Genomic DNA, 20223 nt, shown 5'->3' with positions numbered 1-20223 from the left:
GCAGTCTGCCCGGTTGGGCTCGCTCGCACCTTCGCGGAAAGCTTGACCGTAGCAACGACGGCCAGGACCACACGGTTTTGCCGTACGCACGGCCCGCCATTTCGCCGCAGTTTTCCCAGCCCTGTCGACGGAGCCGGAAACTTACAGGCGAGACGAACCTAGCAGCGCCGCTCGTCTGCACGAAGCCTCGGGCTCACAGGGACTACCCGCCCTGCCCGCACCTCTCGTGCCGACGCTGCCGCGTCCACCGCAAACCCGGCTCGCGACAGTGACGACACAAGATCGCCCCTCTTGGATGAGCCGGGATGGACGACACATACGTCATTTCCGAATTTCGGTAAAGTGGAATATTTTTGCGCGGGTGGATTGACAGCGGGGCGACACAGCGAGGTGCCGTAGCCCGGATGGAGCGCAGCGCAATCCGGGACGGTGCGGGATGCCGGGCGAGCGGCCCCGGATTACGCTTTCGCTCCATCCGGGCTACGGGTGAGAGCCTTACCCCTCGCCCCTACCGCCATTCCGTCCGCCATCGTCGTCACCAGGGCGGCCTTGTCCGCTCCTGACGGCACACGCAGCATCAGGATCCCGAGATCCTCTGCGCAAAGGGAATTGCGTCCGGCACTTTACGCATCGCCGCGGATCACCCGCCGCGACGCCCTCGGGAGACGTGCAGCACCAGCGCGACAACAGACGTCGCCGCAAGAACGACCGTAAGTCCCCGGACCGGATCGCTGGAGAGAGTAGCCGCGAGCGAGGCGCCACAGGCTGCGCCTGCCATTTGCGAGCAGCCGAACAACGCAGCCGCCAGGCCCGCCCTGTCGCCGAATGGCGACAGGGCGGCCGCGCTCGAAAGCGGGCTCGCAACCCCGACCCCGAACAGGAAAACCGGAACGATCATGAGAAATGAACCCAGCGCGATCTCTCCGATCAGCATCGCGCCAAGCAGCACGACCGCCCCGGCGGCGGCCAGAGCAAGACCGGCCGACGTCGCACCTTGGCGGCCAAACCGGGCCGACAGTCTTGGCGCCAGCGAGCCGGCACCGAACACGATGAAGACGACGCCCGCAAACAACCAGCCGAGAGCGATGGGCGACAGGCCGAACCCCTCGAGAAGAACCCGCGGCGCGCTCGACAAGACGGCGTACAGACCGGCCATGAGAAGGCCGGCGGTCCTCGCGGGCGCGTTGAAGCGTGCGTCCCGGACCATGCCGAGATAACAACGGATGATCTCGAGCGGATGATGCGAGCCGCCGACCACCTCCAGCGTTTCGCCAACGAACGTCACATACACCGCCCCTGCGCCGACGGCGACGGCCGCTACAAACACAAACTCGAAGCGCCAGCCGAGAACAAGATCGATCGCGCCGCCGAGCAAAGGCGAAAAGCCCGGTGCCGCCGCGGTGGCGATCGTGATCGATGCCATCACCCTGGTCAGCTGCTGGCCGTCGAACAGGTCCCGGGCGATCGCACGCGACAAGACTGCAACAGCGCAGACTCCGGCCGCCTGAACCGATCGGCCAACCAACAAGTTCAGGAAATCTCCCGCGAGCGCACACCATGCCGTCCCGAGCACGAAGATGCAGAGCCCGGCAACGATCGGGCCCTTCCGCCCGAGCCTGTCCGATAACGGACCGACGATGAGCTGCCCTGCGGCAAAGACCATCAGAAAGACCGTTATGCTCGATGTAACGGCCGCGCTCGACACGCCAAGATCGACCGCTATCGCCGGCAGGGAAGGAAGAAAGATATTGGTCGACAGGAGCCCCATCGCAGCAAACGCGCAGATCACGCCTCGACCAGCGATCCCTGTCCGCTGCTTGGGCTTGCCGGCAGCAGCCTTGCCCATGACGACGTCGCTGCTCATTGCTGGTGCTTTCGCTGTTTGACATGCAGGATTGCCGGCCTGACCGTCAGCAGCGCCGACCGGACGCCCGCAATTCTGAGCGGATGCTCTGAGCGTGTCGTCCCAGGAACGGAGGAGAATTCGGCCGAGGAGGCCTTCAACCCGCCAGCGGCGTTGCATACTCCGCCACGAGCTTGACGAGATCGGCCTGCCGCCCCGCACCGGTCTTTTCGAACAGGCTGCTGACATGCGTCCTGATCGTCGTGTCGGCAACACCGAACGCAGTGGCTATCTCCGGAACGCCGCCTACCTCGACGATCGCAAGCAGAACGCGAAGCTCGGTCGGCGTCAGTTTGAACGCGTTGCCGATCATCTGCGATGCGAATGGCAGCGCAAGCGACGCCTTTCGGACGAACAAGGCGGCAACGGCGGTACGGACCACGCCGGCGCGGCGGCGCGCACCTGACGTCAGAGGCAGCACATGGGCGACATAGCGTTCGCCGTCGCTGCCGGTCAGCGGCATGGCGATCCCCCTCGTGCCAAGCGCGGCGTCACCCTGCCCGGCGCTCGCAAAGACGTCCCGCAAGGCCCGGTCGACCTGCGCGTCACGCGCGACGAGCCGGCCGCCGACGGAATTCAGGACGGCAGATGTGGCGAGAATCGCGGTGCCGGCGGCATTTGCGTGAATGAGACGGCCGCCCCCATCGACGAGAAACATGCCCGCATCGAGCCCGTCCAGCGTATCGACAAACGTTGCGACCTCTGCCGCCCTGAACTCGAACATCCTGCCGATCAATACCGCACGTCGGATATGCGGGGCGATCAGCTTCATTTGCCGCCGCGCGTGCTCGTCGGCAATGCCATTTTCCCGATGACGAAAGACGCCGAATATCGCCGCGCTGACCGTCGTTCTCTCGACGACGGCGCTGAGAAAGTCGATCAAGCCTTGAGGTTCGGCCCACTGGCGATAGATCCCGGTCTGGGTGAGCTCGTCGAGCGGGATCAGATCTGCGGTCGCAATCGGCTCTTCGATGTCTCCCTGAAAATGCGCCGCTGCGGCCGGATAGATTTCGCCGAACAGCTCCACCGGTAGCGGCCTCTGAAATCCGAAGCTATGGGGAATGGCGGCGTGCTGAACGCCGACATCCTTGCAGAAAAGCCCGCCGGCGGTGCCACCGACGAACCGGGCGATCCTGGCGATCGCATCCTCCCACCGAGAAGGGTCGATCGCGGCGTCGTAGACGACGCCGATCAGATCGCTGAGCTCTCGCTGATCACTGAGATTGACTGGCAAGGACAGTGTCGGACCCGATCGCTGGTTTGGCACATGCTTCATGGGGTATCCCGAACGTGGTCACCGCATGCTCCGGAGCCTTCCAACCCTATCATCGTCTGCTCCTCTCAAGCCATATCGGCCGTTCATACTCATTTGGCGCGGAACTTCGGTCATCCTCCATTCGGAGGATGACTGTTGCTTGGCAGGTCGTCCGTGACGGGACGATTTGGATCATTCATGACAAGCCGGTCAGTCACCCGCTCCCGGGATGAGCGATGCGATGGGCGGCCGGCCGCCAACGCGTGCCGGCCTTCCCAACTACCACCTGCGAAGCAACTCCGCCTCCTGCAAACCTAGGAGGCAACCGCGCGCGACCATTCCTGTCGCGGCCGGCGAGACATTTCGTCAGATGTGGCCGATGTGTTCCTTTGTCGATTCCCGGACCGTTGTCCGATATCCGGAACAGGATTTTCGCGGCGCGATAGCGCACCAGCTCGGCAAACCTAGAACGCCCCGGCGATCGTGAGCCGGAACGTCAGCGGCTCCACGGGATGCAGCACGTAGTCCATCACGCCGTTCTGGCAGACTGCCGTGGGCGCGGTACCCGATGTGCAGAGGTTGTAGAGCGTGTCGGTCTTGAGCAGCGACCCATAGGCATAGGTGATCTGGTTCGCCCTTGTGTTGAAGAGGTTGAGCACGTCGAGCTGAAGGCGCCAGCCATTGTCGATGCGGTAGCCAACGCGGCCGTTGAAGATGCTGATCGCAGAGGAGCGGAACGCGTTATCCTCCGTCAGTGGGCTCGACGCCAGATAGCGCCAGCGCAAGGTTCCGAACCAGCCGGTCTTCTCGCCCAGCGTGACGCCGACTGACGTCACCATCGCCGGCGCGTTCGGAATGTAGTTGCCGGGCGCATTGCCTACTTGCGCCTCCGGATAGCCGGCGAGCGAGGCATAGACCTCCGCCTGCTCGCTGTCATAGCCGCGGAAGCGCGCATGGGTCATTGCGAGATCGGCGTCAATGTCGATCCAGGACCTGGGCCGGTAATGGTTGGTCCATTCAAAGCCGTAGCGGCGGCTGGCGCGGGTCGCCGACGTGTCGCCGGCGTCGCCGGCGAACAGGATCTCGGAATCCTGATCCAGCATGAAGACGCTGAGCGAGGTGTCGAGGCCGGGAACGATCCTGCTGCGAACACCGACTTCGGCGCCCCTGGTGCGGACCAGGAGTGGCGACGGCGTGAGTCTGGTGGCGGGATCGACGGGGTCTTCCGTCGTGGTCGCTCCGCGCGCATCGTTGGAGTGCATGCCGTAGCCGGCGCCGAGGAAGAGCTCGGTCTGGTTGAACGGACCAAGCACCATCCTGAATTTCGGGCTACCGAGCGCGGCATCCGCGCGGCCGGAATTGTTGGCGTTGAACCGCGACGTGACGTCGGCGGCATAATAATCGCCGCGCCATCCCACCGTCGTCCTGAGCCAGTCCGTCCAACGCACGGTGTTTTCGGCATAGACGCCGACGCTGCCCTCGCCGGCCTTGTCGCTGCGAATGTTGGAAAGAAAGTCGCGCCGGAACGTGTTGGTGAGCGCGAGATCGATCGCATCATAGCGCGACTGCAGGCCGAAGGTGGTTTGCACCGGCAGGCCGGCCAACGAACCGTTCAGCGTGCGCGAGATGTTGGCGCCGGCCATCAGGCGATCGTCGTGCTGGTGGAATTGGTCGCCGAGCACGGGATCGCTGAGGAAGTAGGTGAAATTGTTGAAGAGGTCGAGCTGGCTTTTCACGACATAGGCGTTGGCTTTCCACGAGCCGAGATCGTCGCTCTGCGCGATGCGGCCAGAAAGCGCAAAGCGGTTGGTATTGCCGCCGTCGCTCGGGTCTTCCGAACCGAACCGGTCAAGCAGGCCGCCGGTGATCGCGCGCTGCGGCACCTGGTCGGTCGAATTCCATCTGTTCGCATAGGCCATGCCGGTAACGGACACGCCGTCGGTCGCGGTGCCCTGGCTATAGCGCACGAGGCCGTTGAGCTTTCGCACATTGTCAGGATTGTCCCACGGGCCGTTGTAGGTGCCGATCTCGCCGGCCACGAGCAGTGCGCCGTCACCAACCTTCGCGGAATCCATGCCGAGCAGGCGGCGGTAGCCGAAGCTGCCGGCGCTCGCTTGCGCTATTCCCCTGGTGCGGTCGATCAGGCCGATATGGATGCTTCCGGCCGAGGCGAAATCGCCCTCCTCGGCGAAGTACGGGCCCTTGCGCACATCCACTGCGGCGATGGTTTCCGGGATCAGCCAGTTGAGATCGGCATATCCCTGGCCGTGCGCGTGGGTGCGCATGTTGACCGGGACGCCGTCGACGGTGATGGCAAGGTCGGTGCCATGGTCGAGATTATAGCCGCGCAAGAAATATTGGTTGGCTTTGCCCTCGCCGGAATGCTGCGTCACGATGAGACCGGGCACGGCTTCGAGCGCTTCGCCCGGCCGCGTGAACGGGCGTGCATTGAGCTCTTCGCCGGAGATCGTGATCTCGCTCGCCATGCCGGGCTGGCCCTTCGCACCCGAGGCGACGCTGCGCACATCCGGTGCCTGCGTTGCGGCTGGATACGCTGGGATGCGGTGCGCGGCCGGGAGCGGCTTGGTTGAGCGGCGCGATGCGACCGGCTTCTTGCGCGCCGCAGTCTCGCCGCCGACCTGGATCGGCGGCAGCTCGCGTAAGGTGTCACTGCTCTGCGCGAAGGCGCGGCCGTCATTTGCGAGCAGCACCAGGGCCGACAGTGCCGTCAGCGCGCCGCCGCCACGACAGGGCTCACGCCGCTTCGGTCGCATCGGCGTATTCCAAAGCTTTCGTCTCGGCCCGGCGCCGTCCGTCCGCGAAGACGCGGCGATAGAGCACGACCGAGACGAGCCAGGCGATTGCGAACAGCGCGATCACGGCGAAGCCGACATTGGCGAGCGACTCGTTGAGACCGTCGATCAGCGTCCACACGCCCCCGGACAGGCCGAGCCGGTCGGCGGCCAACCCGAGCGCCTCGATGCCGCCGATCAACAGCGCGACTGCCACGGAGGCGCCGGTGATCGTGAGGTTGTACCAGAGCTTTCGCAGGGGATCGACGAACGCCCATCGATAGGCACTGACCATCAGCGCGGAGTCGGCGGTGTCGACCAGCGCCATGCCGGAGGCGAACAGCGCGGGGAAAACCAGGATATCTGCAACCGATGCGCCACGCGCGGCTTCGGTTGCGGAGATGCTGAGCAGGCCGATCTCGGTCGCGGTGTCGAAGCCCAGTCCAAACAGGAAGCCGAGCGGAAACATGTGCCATGGTTTTGTGACCAGGCGGAACAACGGTCCGAGCAGTCGCGCGAAGACGCCGCGATTGGCGAGCAGCCTCTCGAGGCCTTCGGCGTCGTGAACGCCCTGCTCCCGTGCAGCGCGAAACGTCCGCCACAGGGCGACGAAGATGACGAGGTTGATGGCCGCGATCACGAGCAGGAACAGGGCCGACACCGACGTGCCGATGAGGCCGCCGATCTCCTTGAGCAGGCTGTCGCCGCCAAGGCTCACCACGCCGAGCGCGAGCAATATGGTCGCGACGATGACGACGGTGGAATGGCCGAGCGCAAAATAGAGGCCGACGCTGTGCGGCGCGCCGCCCGTCTGCATCAATTTGCGCACGACGTTGTCGATGGCGGCGATGTGGTCGGCATCGACGGCGTGGCGCAGACCGAACACCCAGGCCAGCAGCGCAGTCGCCAGCACCGTCGGCCGGTCGCCGAACAGCGCGAAGGCCCAGGCCCATGAGGCAATGTTGGCGGCAATAAGCCCCCCGAACAGCACCAGCGTTCCGGATTCGATCGCTCGTAAAGTCCGCCTCACCGCCTGCTCCATCCACTCCATCCCGCAGTATGATGTTTATCAAGAACCCTCATACTGGCAAGAGCAAGAGCCGCGCCGCTTTCGACCTTACGGCCGAAAAGCACACCGAAACGGAATTCACCTCATTGATTTAATGGAAGATTTTTCGTCCGGCGCTCATAGCGCCGGAGCGGGCTGCTTTGCTTCTATTGGCAAGCAACTATCCGCTTTGACGACCAACCTGACCGGTCTGCACACGACGGTCAGGGACATGCCTGCTGCAGGCTGCAGCAATTACATATCCACGGTCATCGACAGCAGATAGGTGCGTGGGGCTCCCAGGAAGAACGTTCCGAACGAAGCCACGCTGGACCAGTAGCTCTCGCCGGTCACATTCTGGATGTTTGCGCGGAAAACCGTCTTCTTGCCGTTGATCGCCGTGGTGTAACGGGCGCCGAGATCGAGCCGCGTCCAGTCCGGGATCGGCTGCTTGTTCGCGCTGTCGACGAACTGCCTGCCGGTGTAGATGACGGCGCCATTCAAGGTGAGATCTCTCATCCACGGCAGGTCCCACTCCGCCCCGATATTGGCCTGAATGTTCGGAACGCCGATGGGCGTGTTGCCCAGATTGGCCGCAACCGCGGTCTTCGTCAGGGTGCCATCCAGCAGTGAGATGCCTCCGAGGAGACGAACATCCGGCGTGAGTTCGCCGGAGACGTTGAACTCGAGCCCGCGGACCCGTTGCTCGGCGGTCGCCGCGAACCGCCCGGCGGACAGCTCGCCACTCGCCTTCGATATTTCGAAGGCACTGAAGGTGGTTGCGATGCGGCCGAAGTCCACCTTGATGCCGGCTTCGTACTGCTTGGCGACGTAGGGCTGCAGCACTTCGCCGAAATTGGACGCGGTCTGAGGAGCCACGTCGCCCCGGGCGAGGCCTTCGACATAGTTCGCGTACAAGGAGACATTGTCGAGGGGACGGACGACGAGGCCGACCACCGGCGTGACGGCGCTCTTGTCATAGGACGACGTCAGCGTGCCGACGTTGGAGGCATAGTTGTTCGCCTCGATGCCCTGGCGCCGGACACCCAAGGTCAACAGGATGCGCTCATCGAGCACGGACATGGTGTCGGCAATCGAAAGCCCCGTGAGCTGACTGTCCGAGAGTCGGGGGCGGTCGCTGATCTCGTTGGCAAACTGAGTTGGCGCGACGGTCGGATTGTAGATGTTCGAGGTGACCAGGCTGCCATTGGTCAGCCGCCGGTACAGCGCGTCATGGTAGACCGAGGCCTGGAAGGCAAGGGCATGGTGGACGAAGCCGGTATCGAAGCGGGCGCGGAGGCCGCCATCATATGTGGTTCGGTCAATGCTCAGCCCGAAGAACTGAGGCGTAGAGGTCGTGTTGCCGTTCGCGTTGACGATGGTCGGAAGACCGAAGAATCGCTCGACATTGGTCTTGGAGCCACCGACGTCCGCAAACAGCGTAACCTGGTCGCTGAGATCGTATTCGGTCCGCAGCAACGCCGATTTGTCGGTGATGTGCGACCATTCCCAGGGCTGCGTCACGTTCAACCGGCCGTCCGGTGCCTTCGGCACCTGCAGGCCGGGAGCCATGAGAAACGGACGTGACGGAGCATCGAACCGATCGGTTTGCGCGATGAGATAGAGCCAGGACCTGAATCGCTCGCCCTGATAGTCGAGCGCCAGCGATCCGACACCTGTCGTTTCGGATTGGCGATCGATCGGCGTGTCGCCGTCGCGGAGGCTTCCGCTGGCCCGTACGCCCCATTGCTTGCCGTCGCCGTAGCGCCTCGCCACGTCCCAGTGACCGCCGAAGCGTGCAACCGAGCCGTAGCTTGCGGTCAGGCGGGTCAAATCCTCTTCCGCACGCTTGGGCACGACATTGATGACGCCACCGACGCCGCCGTTGGGCGCCATGCCGGAGAGCGCGGCCGAGGGACCCTTGAGCACCTCGATGCGCTCGACGTAGTCCGTAAAGATGCGATATGTCGGCGCGATTCCGTAAAGACCCTCGAAGGCGAATTCACCGTTGTTGCCTTCGTTGATCGGGAATCCACGAATGGTGAAAGAGTCCACGATACCGCCCGTCGGGTGTGAACTTCGCACGGACGGATCGAGAATTAGGGCATCCGCACCCGTTGCCGCCTGCCGATCCCGAATGAACTTGTCCGTGTAGCTCGTCACGTTGAACGGTGACTTCATGGTGTCGGTATTTCCGAGCAGCCCCAGCCGCGCGCCTCGAGCGACCTCACCGCCCGCATAGGCGGGAGCGACACCCGATTGCGGTCGCACGGCCGCGGTTTCGACTTGCGGGGCGCCACGCGCCGGGGCGCGACGCGAATTCGATCGGGCTCGGACATCGTTTCGCTTGGTCGGCGCACGGCGGGCCGACTGTTGCGCCGGAGCATCGACGGTCACAGGTGGAATGGAACTGCCGCCTTGTGACGTTTGGGATCGAGCCGGCGATTCAAACCACGCGAGCAACGCCACTCCACCCAGCAGCGCCGCACCAAAGCGCGCTACCGTCTCAATTCCACCCATACGTCGCATTTCCAGAAAGCCCCTCATCGATGGCACTCTCTAGAAAGGCGCTATGATGACGGCAACGAAAATGCGTGCGCTGCGATTTAGAATGTCTCGATCATCGATGACCGCAGTGGAAAACGTATCTGGAATGATTCCAAGGATGCTTTGCGATCGCGCAGAAATGACGAGGCGCGGTTGAATCTGCGACAGCACGTCACTTGCAAAATGCCGAGCGAGCGAGGTTACGTATCTCTCGTCGCGAGACGGGCGATGTTGAGCTGGTGAATCTGGCTGGTGCCCTCATAGAGGCGGAACAGCCGCACGTCTCTGTACCAGCGCTCGATCGAGGAGTGATCGGCGATGTAGCCGGCGCCGCCGAACATCTGCACGCAGCGGTCGGCCACGCGACCGCACATTTCCGTTGCGAAATATTTGCACATCGACGCTTCGAGCGCGACGTCTTCGCCGCGGTCGCGCTTGCGCGCTGTTTCGAGGATCATCGATTGCGCCGCGAAGATCTCGGTGCGGCAGTCGGCGATCATCGCCTGCACCAGCTGGTGGTTAGCAACCGGCTCGCCGAACTGAACGCGGCTGCTGGTATGGCGGATGGCCATGTCGCGCATCCGGATCGCGGGTCCCGTCGACAGCGCGGCCAGATGTACGCGCTGCTTGTTCAACACCTTCATGATGGTCTTGAAGCCTGCGCCTTCGCGGCCGCCGATCAGATTGGCCGCAGGCACCCGGCACTGGTTGAAATAGACCGCGCTGACCGGCGAGCCCGCCTGCCCCATCTTGCGATAGGGCGCGCCGGTGGCAAGGCCCACGCTGCCGCGCTCGACGATGAAGGCCGAGACGCCCGCCGCTCCCTTCGAATGCGGATCGGTGCGCGCCGTGACGGTGAAGACGTCGGCCAGGGGCGCGTTGGTGATGAAGCATTTCTCGCCGTCGAGAATATAGCAATCGCCGTCGCGGCGGGCGGTGGTCCGCACGTTCGAGGCCTCCGAGCCGGCATCGGGCTCGGTCACGGCCAGGCAGCCGGTCCACTCGCCGCTGGCAAGGCGCGGCAGATAGGTCTGCTTCTGCTCCTCCGTGCCGTCGGCAACGATTCCCTCCGAGCCGATGCCGGTGTTGGTGCCGACGCGGGCGCGAAAGGCGACCGAACATTGCGACAGCTCGAACGCCGCCAGAACGAGCTCCTCCGTGGTGAGCCCGGCCCCGCCATAGGCTTCGGGAATGCTCCAGCCGAAGAATCCATCGGCCCGCATGGTGGCGACGATGTCCTCGGGGATTTCATCGCAGCTTTCGACACGCGTCTCGGCGGGAATGGCGATGTCGCGGACAAACCGGCGAACCCGCTCCAGCAAGGCCTCGAAGGCGGCAGGTTCACGAATCATGGGTGGCACCTTCCGATGCGTCTCATGCATCTCATTCCTGGAGCGCCTCCTCGCGCCGCGCGCGGATCGTGGGCAGCATGATCAGGAGGACCGCGATGGCGGCTGCGGCGAGCAGGCTCGCCGACAGCGGCGAAGTCAGCAGCGCGGTGACGTCGCCGCGCGACAGCACCATGGCGCGGCGGAAGTTCTCCTCGATGGCCGGTCCCAGAACCAGGCCGAGCAGCAGCGGCGCCGCTGGCAATTGCAGCTTGATCAGAACGTAGCCGAACACGCAGAACAAGGCGGCTTCGTACACCTCGAACGTCCCGCTGTTGATGGAATAGACGCCAATGGAGCAGAACACCATGATCGCGGGGAACAGATAGCGGTAGGGAATGGTGAGCAGCTTCACCCACAGCCCGACGAGCGGAAGATTGAGGATCAGCAGCATCAGATTGCCGACCCACATCGAGACGATCAGGCCCCAGAACAGAGTCGGGTTCTTGGTCATCACCTCGGGACCCGGGTGGATGTTGTGAATGTTCATGGCACCGACCATCAGCGCCATCACGACGTTGGAAGGAACCCCTAATGTCAGCAGCGGAATGAACGAGGTTTGGGCGCCGGCGTTGTTCGCCGATTCCGGACCGGCAACGCCTTCGATGGCGCCCTTGCCGAACTGTTCGGGATGCCGCGACAGCTTCTTCTCGAGCGTATAGGACGCAAAGGACGACAGCACCGCGCCGCCGCCGGGCAAGACTCCCAGCAGTGTGCCCAGCGCCGTGCCGCGCAACATGGCGGGCAGCATGCGGCGGAAATCGTCGCGGGTCGGAAACAGATTGGTGATCTTCTGCGTGACCAGCGACAACTTGTCGTCCTGCTCGAGATTCTTCACGATCTCGGCGAAGCCGAAAATACCCATCGCCAGCGGCACGAAATCGAGGCCGTCGAACAGCTGGGGAACGCCGAACGCAAAACGCTGGCTGCCGCTGTTCAAATCGGTGCCGACGAGGCTCAGCAGCATGCCGAGCACGACCATGCCGATGCCCTCGATGAACGGACCGCTCGACAGCACCGAGGCCAGGATCAAGCCCAGGATCATCAGCGCGAAGAATTCCTTCGGGCCGAACAGCAGGGCCGTCGCCGTCAGCGGGCCTGCAAGGGCGGCCAGCGCGAGCGTCGCCACGCAACCGGCGAAGAACGAGCCGATGGCAGCGGTTGAGAGCGCGACACCGGCCCGGCCCTGCTTCGCCATCTGATAACCGTCGATCGTGGTCACGACGGACGAGGACTCGCCCGGCAGATTGACGACGATGGCCGTGGTCGAGCCGCCATATTGCGCGCCGTAGTAGATCCCGGCGAGCATGATCAGCGCAGCATCCGGCGGCAGAGCATAGGTGATCGGCAGCAGCATCGCGATGGTTGCGAGCGGGCCGAGGCCGGGAAGCACACCGATCAAGGTCCCAAGCAGACAGCCGAAGAAGGCGTAGAGCAGGTTGGCCGGTTGGGCCGCCGTCGCAAAGCCAATCGCCAGATTGTGAAAGAGATCCATCGATCGGCTCGTTCAGTTGAGAAGAGACGGCCAGACGGGCAGCTGCAGCCCGAGACCGTAGACGAAGACGGCCAGGCACAGCGCGATGAGCACGGCTGCATTCGTCAGTGCGCCGATCCAGGTGAACTCGTGACTGGCCCTGCTCGACACCATGATCAGGACGAACAGCGCGCCGACGAGGCCGAGCGGAAACAGCAGGGCGCCGAACAGGACCACGGATCCGGTGACCCAGGCGAGCCCCTTGAAATCCCATCTGCGCAACGCCTGCGGCTCCGCACTCGACTTCATGGCGCCGAGGGTCACGACAAGACCGATGACGGCGAGCACGATCGCGAGCAGGCGGGGGAAATAGCCCGGTCCCATTCGCGCGACCGTGCCCGCCGGATAGTTGAGCGCCGCCACGAAGAAGAAGACCGCGAAGGCGAGGAACAGGACGCCTGACGCGAACGCCCTCTGATTGCGGATCGCCAATCCCTTCATTGCCGTCCTCCCTCGCCTGGTCCCATGCTCTCCGCGGCAGCCCCGGCCTTTGCGGCGCGCTCCTCGAGCGCCTCCATCAGAACGGGCACGCCGATGGCGCAGGCGTGGACGCCGAGATGGGCGGTCATCTGAAGAACCTGAAGGATCTCGCGCTGGGCGATGCCGAGCCGCAGGGCCCGCTTGATCTGCACCCGCAGCCCCTGCGGGTTGAGCGCCGTGAAGCAGGCGTTCAGCGCAATCGAGATCAGACACTGCGACCGCCGATTGAGACCCTCCCCGGCCTGTCCGCCTGCGAGGAGATCCAGCAAGGCTGCGAAATAGCCGGGATCGCGGCGCAGCCACTGCTCGCAGAAGTCGGGCCAATCCCCGAATTGCGTCACATAGGCATTTCGCAGCGCGCTCTGCTCGTCCGAAAGCGCGGACTGGTCAACCACCAGACCGGCCTCTGCCAATTCCTCGGCGAGGATGCCGATGCCGACATTGCAGCCGTCCAGCCCCTGCGCCGTCGCGAGCCGAAACACGTCGATGATCTCCCGTGCCGACGCCCCTTCCTGAAGCGCAAGCCGGAGGTGCAGGGCGAGCCCGGAGCGGAACAGATGCGTCGCCGAGCCATCCAGGGCGACGTAGATCAGCTCGCACATTTTGCGAGACAACGGTCCCTGCTCTGCGGCATAGCCCGCATATCTGCCATAGGTCTGAAGAAACTCGGGATCGAGGCGCAGCAGGCCTTCCGTCCAGGGCCGCCAGTAGCCGCGCGCCTTGATGTAGGCCTCTTTCAGCGTCTGTTGCTCCGGCGTCAGATGGGACATCGCGCGTGCACCGTCAGGCAATGTTGGTCAGGGTGATGCCGCCGTCGACGGTGAGCACCTGCGCCGAGATGAAGCTGCTCTCGTCACCGGCGAGGAAGCAGATCGCCTTGGCGATATCGTCGACCGTGCCGAGCCGCCCCAGCGGCGTCCGCGCGATCCGGCGTGCATCGAGCTCGGCGTTGCGGTTGCGCATCGTTCCTTCGGTCGGAATCGCCGAGGGCGCCACCGCATTGACGCGGATGTTGCGCGCGCCGAGCTCGGCCGCGGCCGCGCGCGTGATGCCCATGACGCCGGCCTTGATGCCGCTGTAGACGATGCTGTTCTTGGCCGAAAGCAGCCCGGCCACCGAGGCGACGTTGACGATCGCGCCGCCACGCTCGGCATCCATGACCTCCGCGGCGGCCTGGATACCCCACATCACCGCCTTGAAGCCGATGTTGAGCATGCGCTCGACCGTCTCCGGCGCGATGTCGGCGACCGACTGATAGCGGACCCAGGCCGCGTTGTTGACGAGGATGTCGAAGCGACCCTGTTGCTCGGCCAATCCAAGCACCGCCTGCCGCATGCCGTCGCGAGTGGACACGTCTTGCGTGACGGCAAGCGCTTCGCCGCCCGATGCCTTGATCGCATCGACCGTGCCGCCCACGAATTCCGGCTTCAGATCATTGACGCCGACGATGGCCCCACGCGCGGCGAGCTTGAGCGCCGTCGCGCGGCCGATGCCGTTTCCGGCACCCGTGACGAGCGCAACGCGGCCTGCGAGAGTTCGATCCTTGGTCTCGGTCATAGCTATCTCCTCACGCTCCCGTCTCTGCGAACGGAGCAACTTCCGATACGTAGCGGCGGCCGAACGCGCTGATCAGGCCGCTGGCATCACCCTGCGCCTGGAGCGTGCGGATACGGCGCAGATGGCGATGCACTGGGACGTCCCACGTAAAACCCATGCCGCCATGGATCTGCAACGCTCCTTCGCTGATCGAGCTGCCATAGCTCGCTGCTGCCAGGAACGCGGCATCGCGCTGCAGCGGACCGCCATCGCCGGTCAGGCTCCGCGTGATCGCATGGCGAATGCTCTCGAGCCCGAGTTTCTGCCGCGCCAACGCGTGACGGATGGCCTGGTTGTAGGACAGCGCATGGCCGAACTGGCGACGTGTCGAGGCGTGCTCCTGCGCGAGCGCCAGGCATGCTTCGGCAGATCCCAGGATCGCGGCGGCGCGGAGCACGTTGGCGTCCGAGCTGAGCATATCCCATGTGCTCGCCGGCAACATCGAGCCCACCGGAATTTCGACTTTCTCCAGCCGCACCACATGCTCCGGCACCGTCAGGTCGAGCCCCGCCGCTTCCTCCACCACGACACCTTCAGCATCGGTCGGGATCAATGCCGCCGCACCCGCGTCCATCCGCACCACGACGTAGTCGACCTTCGCGGCGCATGGCGCGCGCGCCACAGTGCCGCTCAGCACCAGCGCTCCGCCATCTCGCTCGGCGGCCGCTTCGCCCTGCCAGGCAATCGTTGCCAGCGTTTCGCCGGAAACGATCGCGGCGGCCAGACGCGTCAGCGAAGACTGGAGCAGGCGGCCGACGAGAACAGTCTCCAGCAGCGGAAATCCGAGCAATCCCGCATGAGCGGCCGCGATCACCGGCACCGCGAAGCCCAGCGGCAGGGCAAGTCCCCCAACCTCCTCATTCGCGATGACGCCGAGCAGACCGTCACCGGCGAGCTTTTGCGCCTGTTCGCGTACGTCCAAATTCGCACATGCCGTCACTGCGCGTGCCGCGGTTGCCGCGAACTCGTCGGACTGTAGTCCTTCGGCCATGGTCATCATTTGCCTCGCGAGAGCTGGAGGATCCGATCGGCGATGATGCCGAGCTGGATCTCGGTCGTGCCGGCGTAGATCGTCTCGGCGCGCGCCTGGAGATAGATCGCCTCGAAGCGGCGGCGCGCCACCTTGATCGCCGCGAGCTGCGGCAGGGATGCCTGCTGGAGCAGCTCGAGGGCAAGCGCGGCAAAGCGCTGATGGGACTCGCTCCAATAGAGCTTCGCGAGGCTGCCGCGCGCACCGATCTTGTCGCCATTGACGAGCGCTTCGACGGCCGTCTCGACATGGGCCTTCAGCACCTCGATCTCGACCGCGACCTCGCCGAGCCTGACCGCGGAGTGACGGTCGTCGACCATCTGCGACAGCACCGGATCGGCCTTGCAGGCCGAGATCAGATGGCGCAGCTCGTTCTCGAACCGCCAGGCGCGATACATGCGGTTGGTCGCGCGCTCGATTTCCAGCACACGGATGGCCGCGGCCCAGCCCTCGTCGGGCGCGCCGATCGCATCCGCTTGCGCGACCTCGACGTCGTCGAAGAAGACCTCGCAAAAGCTTTCACGGCCGTCGATCGATTTGATCGTGCGCACGCGCACACCCTTGGCATCGAGCGGCACCGCGAACATGGCAAGGCCGCGATGGCGGTCCTCCAGCGGTCCGGTGCGGGCGAGCACCAGGCAGCGCTGCGACCGATAGGCGCCGCTGGTCCAGATCTTCTGGCCGTTGATCCGCCAACCCTCACCGTTTCGCGTCGCACGCGTGCGGAGCCCCGCGAGATCGGATCCGGCTTCGGGCTCGGAAAATCCCTGGCACCAGATGTTGCGCATCTCGAGAATTGCGGGCAGGAAACGCCGCTTCTGCTCCTCGGTGCCGACCGCAAGGATAATGGGGCCGGCGAGCTCCTTGCCGATCGAGTTGACGCTCTCCGGCATAGCAAGCCGGCCGATCTCCTGATTGGCGATGAGATGTTCTCGCAAGGAGCGGCCGTGCCCGCCATAGGCTTGCGGCCAGGTGATCCCCGTCAGCCCGGCGCGATACATCGCTGCCTCCCAGGCCACGGACTGTTGCAGCGTCGGCGGCGCGAATGCGGCGCTGTCACTGCGGAAGCCGGCAGGCAGATTGGTATGCAGCCAGCGGCGCATCGCATCGCGATAGGCTTCACCGGTCAGGCTCTCACCCGCGCCGGCCTGCGTCGATACCGCTTCAAGTACACTCATCGCCCGTTTCCCGTCTTCGCCGTGCGGGCCAGCATGGCTGGCCCGGCTCCCCGTTCCCTACTGCGACTTGAGAAGATCGCAGGCGCTTTCCGATGCCGGCCGCCACGCATCCTCGGGCGCGATGGTGCCGGTGATGTCGTAATAGTCGTAGGCGTATTTGGATTCGGCCGGCGCCTTGATCCGCGCGACATAGAGCGGGCGCATGACCTGGCCATCGGCCCTGATGCTGACATTCTTCATCTCGAAATCGTTGATCGGCGTGTTCTTCATCTGCCGCATCACGGCGTCGCCATCGTCGGAGCCCGTGGCAGCGACCGCATTCAGATAATGCGTCAGGGCGCTGTAGGTGGCCGCCTTGCCCTCGTTGAGAAGCTGACCGCCCGTCGCCTCGGCATAGCGTTTGGCAAAGGCCCGGCTCTCCGGCGTCGTGTCCCAGTAGAACGGCGTCGTCAGCCGCACGTTCTGGAGATCCTTGAGGCCAATTCCATGCGTCTGGCTGATCATGAGGCCGAGAGGAACGAGCAATTGCTTCTTGGTCAGCCCGAACTCCTGCGCCTGCTTGATCGCGTTGGCGAAATCCGCGCCCGAATTGGCGAGCGCAATCGCCTTGGCGCCGCTGGCCTGCGCCGTCAGCAGGAACGAGGAGAGATCCGACGAGTTGAGCGGATGCAGCACGGAGCCGACCACCTTGCCGCCGCCCGCCTCGATGAACTTCGTCGCATCCGCCTGCCAGGCCTTGCCGAAGGCGTAGTCGACCGTCAGGAAGAACCAGCTGTCGATCCCCTGGGCGAGCAGGGCCTTCACCGTGGCCTTCGGCTGGGCGTAGGTGTCGACCATCCACTGCGTGGTCATCGGCGAGCATTTGTCGTTGGTGAAGAACGAGCCGGCCGTGCCGGCCAGCATGTACGGCTTCTTGCGGTTCTTCATGATGTCCTGCACGGCGAGCGCGATCGAGGAGGCCGAGCAGCCGACGATGGCGTCGACGCCCTCATTGTCGACCCAGCGCAATGCGATGGCGACGCCGATATCGGGCTTGTTCTGGTCGTCGGCGATCACGAGCTCGATCTTCTTGCCGCCGACTGTGCCGCCGAAATCGCCGACCGCGAGCTTGGCGGCCGCGACCGAGCCGAGGCCGCAATTGTCGGCATAGGGACCGTTCTGGTCGTTCATGATGCCGATCTTGACGACGTCGCTGGAGATACCCTGCGCGGACAGCGGCGCATTCGTCAGCAACAAGGCGATCATGCCGAGTGCAGTGATTGTCGATCTCTTCACCGTTTCCTCCTGCTTTTGCTTTGCGCGTTTCCTCTGGGCCGCTTGTGCGGCCTCTTATTTGAATTCAGTGATGCCCTTGGGTGGAAGTCTTGCCGTGCGGGATCAGCAGCGCGTCGAGCGCCACGGCCCCCTCGCCCTCCCTTCGCAGCAGCAGCGGATTGACGTCGATCTCCGCGACCGTGTCGGCATGCGCAGCGGCAAAGCGCGACAGCGCGGCAACGACCCGGGCTGCGGCTTCGAGATCGGCACGCGGCCGGCCGCGCGCGCCGTCGAGCACGGCGAACGCCTTGAGCGATCTCAGCATCGCCATGGCCTGCGCCTCGCTGACAGGCGCCATCTGCACGGCGGAATCCTGGAGGATTTCCGCGAAGATGCCGCCGAGGCCAACCATCACCACCGGCCCAAACACCGGATCGATGCGGCTACCGAGGATCAGCTCGGCGACGCCCTTGGCCATCGGCGCTACGATCACGCCGTCGATGGCCGCGTGCGGCGCCCTGGTGGCGACGCGATCGCGCATCTGGGCATAGGCGCGCCGAACTTCGGTGTCCGAGCCGACGCCCACGACCACGCCGCCGGCCTCCGTCTTATGCGGCAGATCGGGGGATGCGATCTTCAGCACCACGGGAAAGCCGATCTCGGTGGCCGCGCGCGCCGCTGCATCGGCATCCTGCACGAGACATTCGGCCAGGACCGGGACGCCAGCGTCGGCAAGCGCGCGCTTGGCACCAAGCTCGTGGCGGAAGGCCTCGGCTGCCAGCGGCTGCGCTCGCTCAACCGTCGCAGGCCTATCCTGCGGACGCGTCGACGCTGCCCGCAACCGCACCAGCGCTTCGACGGTCGCGCAACAGCCGTCGAAGCGTTCCACTGTCGGAAAGCCCAGCGCGTGCAGCTCGCTCAGCGCGTCCTCCGGACCGTCGACGCACAGGATGATCGGACGGTGGGGGAATTGCGCGCGGACGTTGCGCAGCGTGTCCATATAGATCGAGCGCAGGCGCGGCAGGTGCAGCGAGAACGGCAGCGGCAGAATCACGGTGTCGGCGCTCTCGTCCGCAACCACGGCGGACATGATCTTCTCCAGGAGGTCGGGCCGGCTCGACATCTGCGCGGTGGCATCGACGGGATTGCGGGCCGATGCGAACGGCACCAGCTCCAAAATCTTTCGCTGCGTCCCCTGCCCGAGCTCCGGCAGCGACAATCCGACGGCCTGCGCCGCATCCGCGATCAACACGCCGAAGCCGCCCGACGCCGTGAGGACCGCGACGCCGGTCCCCTTCGGCAACCGGTCCGGCAGCAGGATCGATGCCGCGTGACCGAGATCGATGAGCTCGTCGATGCTGCGCACGCGCACAGCGCCGCAACGGGTAAACAGCGCGTCGAAGACGGCGTCCGATCCCGCCATTGCTCCGGTGTGCGAGGCTGCGGCGGCCTGGCCTGCCGCCGACGTCCCGATCTTCATGGCGATGACGGGCTTGCCGGCATCGCGCGCCTCTTCGAGCGCTGAGATTAGCCGGCCCGCGTCGCGGCACGCTTCGAGGCAGCATAGGATGACTTTTGTGGCGGGATCACGCGCCATCCAGGCGATCCCGTCGGCAATATCGACGTCGCACTCGTTGCCCGTCGTGATGAAGCGGCTGACGCCGATGCCGCGCTCGCTGGCGAGGCGCATGGTGTAGCTGCCGAGATTGCCGCTCTGCGACACGATGCCGAGTGAGCCGGACGCCGGCATGCTGTGCTCGAGCACGATCGAGAACGTCGCGATGCTCTTCTCGGCGATGCTGACCGCGCCGAGGCAGTTCGGTCCGAGCAGGCGCATGCCGCCGTTGCGGGCAGCCACGCGCAGCCGCTCCTGCATGGCACGCCCCTGCTCGCCGAGCTCGGCAAAGCCCGACGAGAACACGACGACGCTGCGGACGCCGCGGGCGGCGCACTGCTCCACCGCCTCGCCCGCACGCTCGGCATCGACGGCGATGATGGCGAGATCCGGCGCCTCCGGCACATCAGCGACGGAAGCGTACGCCTTCAGCCCCTGCACCATCGCGGCCTTCGGATTGACCGGATAGATATGCCCGGCATAGCCGTGACGGCGCAGGAGATCGACCGGCCGACCGCCGATCTTGGTCGCCTCCTGCGAGGCGCCGATGATCGCGATCGACCGCGGCGACATCAGCGCGTCGAGACCTTCTCCCGGCCGCAT

The 20223-nt window shown here is 65.0% G+C and carries 14 protein-coding genes; all 14 read right to left on the bottom strand.

The features are described 5' to 3' along the window. Positions 1-640: 640 nt before the first annotated feature. On the bottom strand, positions 641-1864 hold the full coding sequence (locus IVA81_RS02840; protein ID WP_247311944.1) for a Bcr/CflA family efflux MFS transporter: 1224 nt from the start codon (positions 1862-1864) through the stop codon (positions 641-643). Positions 1865-2000: 136 nt separating this feature from the next. Beyond that, positions 2001-3179: a LuxR C-terminal-related transcriptional regulator gene (locus tag IVA81_RS02835; protein ID WP_247311941.1), complete on the bottom strand. Its 1179-nt coding sequence runs from the start codon at positions 3177-3179 to the stop codon at positions 2001-2003. A gap of 443 nt (positions 3180-3622) precedes the next feature. Next, positions 3623-5932: a TonB-dependent receptor gene (locus tag IVA81_RS02830; RefSeq protein WP_247311938.1), complete on the bottom strand. Its 2310-nt coding sequence runs from the start codon at positions 5930-5932 to the stop codon at positions 3623-3625. Beyond that, a complete protein-coding gene (locus IVA81_RS02825; RefSeq protein WP_247311936.1) occupies positions 5913-6992 on the bottom strand; it encodes a HoxN/HupN/NixA family nickel/cobalt transporter in 1080 nt (359 codons plus the stop codon). The genes IVA81_RS02830 and IVA81_RS02825 overlap by 20 nt, the downstream gene beginning before the upstream one ends. Before the next feature lie 261 nt (positions 6993-7253). After that, on the bottom strand, positions 7254-9545 hold the full coding sequence (locus IVA81_RS02820) for a TonB-dependent siderophore receptor (RefSeq protein WP_247311933.1): 2292 nt from the start codon (positions 9543-9545) through the stop codon (positions 7254-7256). A 200-nt stretch (positions 9546-9745) separates the two neighbouring features. Next, complete coding sequence (locus IVA81_RS02815) at positions 9746-10897, bottom strand: acyl-CoA dehydrogenase family protein (protein WP_247311931.1); 1152 nt, start codon at positions 10895-10897, stop codon at positions 9746-9748. 31 nt (positions 10898-10928) lie between these two features. Further along, positions 10929-12428, bottom strand: a complete 1500-nt coding sequence (locus IVA81_RS02810; protein WP_247311928.1) for a tripartite tricarboxylate transporter permease — start codon at positions 12426-12428, stop codon at positions 10929-10931. A gap of 12 nt (positions 12429-12440) precedes the next feature. After that, positions 12441-12908: a tripartite tricarboxylate transporter TctB family protein gene (locus IVA81_RS02805; RefSeq protein WP_247311926.1), complete on the bottom strand. Its 468-nt coding sequence runs from the start codon at positions 12906-12908 to the stop codon at positions 12441-12443. Further along, positions 12905-13717, bottom strand: coding sequence for a carboxymuconolactone decarboxylase family protein (locus IVA81_RS02800; protein ID WP_247311925.1), 813 nt, complete (start codon positions 13715-13717; stop codon positions 12905-12907). Before IVA81_RS02800 ends, IVA81_RS02805 begins: the two co-directional genes overlap by 4 nt. 13 nt (positions 13718-13730) lie before the next feature. Beyond that, positions 13731-14504: a glucose 1-dehydrogenase gene (locus tag IVA81_RS02795; RefSeq protein WP_247311921.1), complete on the bottom strand. Its 774-nt coding sequence runs from the start codon at positions 14502-14504 to the stop codon at positions 13731-13733. Between the two features lie 10 nt (positions 14505-14514). Further along, positions 14515-15540, bottom strand: a complete 1026-nt coding sequence (locus IVA81_RS02790) for an acyl-CoA dehydrogenase family protein (RefSeq protein WP_247311918.1) — start codon at positions 15538-15540, stop codon at positions 14515-14517. Continuing rightward, the gene (locus IVA81_RS02785) at positions 15540-16751 is read right to left on the bottom strand and encodes an acyl-CoA dehydrogenase (protein WP_247311915.1); all 1212 of its coding nucleotides are present in this window, start codon (positions 16749-16751) and stop codon (positions 15540-15542) included. Before IVA81_RS02785 ends, IVA81_RS02790 begins: the two co-directional genes overlap by 1 nt. A 57-nt stretch (positions 16752-16808) precedes the next feature. Next, a complete protein-coding gene (locus IVA81_RS02780) occupies positions 16809-18026 on the bottom strand; it encodes an ABC transporter substrate-binding protein (protein ID WP_247311912.1) in 1218 nt (405 codons plus the stop codon). A gap of 64 nt (positions 18027-18090) precedes the next feature. Next, positions 18091-20223 carry an acetate--CoA ligase family protein gene (locus IVA81_RS02775; RefSeq protein WP_247311908.1) on the bottom strand — a complete coding sequence of 711 codons (2133 nt, stop codon included), beginning with the start codon at positions 20221-20223 and terminating at the stop codon, positions 18091-18093.

The sequence above is a fragment of the Bradyrhizobium sp. 141 genome (assembly GCF_023074055.1).
Taxonomy (GTDB): Bacteria; Pseudomonadota; Alphaproteobacteria; order Rhizobiales; family Xanthobacteraceae; genus Bradyrhizobium.
Note: the sequence above shows the minus strand (reverse complement) of the source record. Positions and strands in the feature narration are given on the sequence as shown.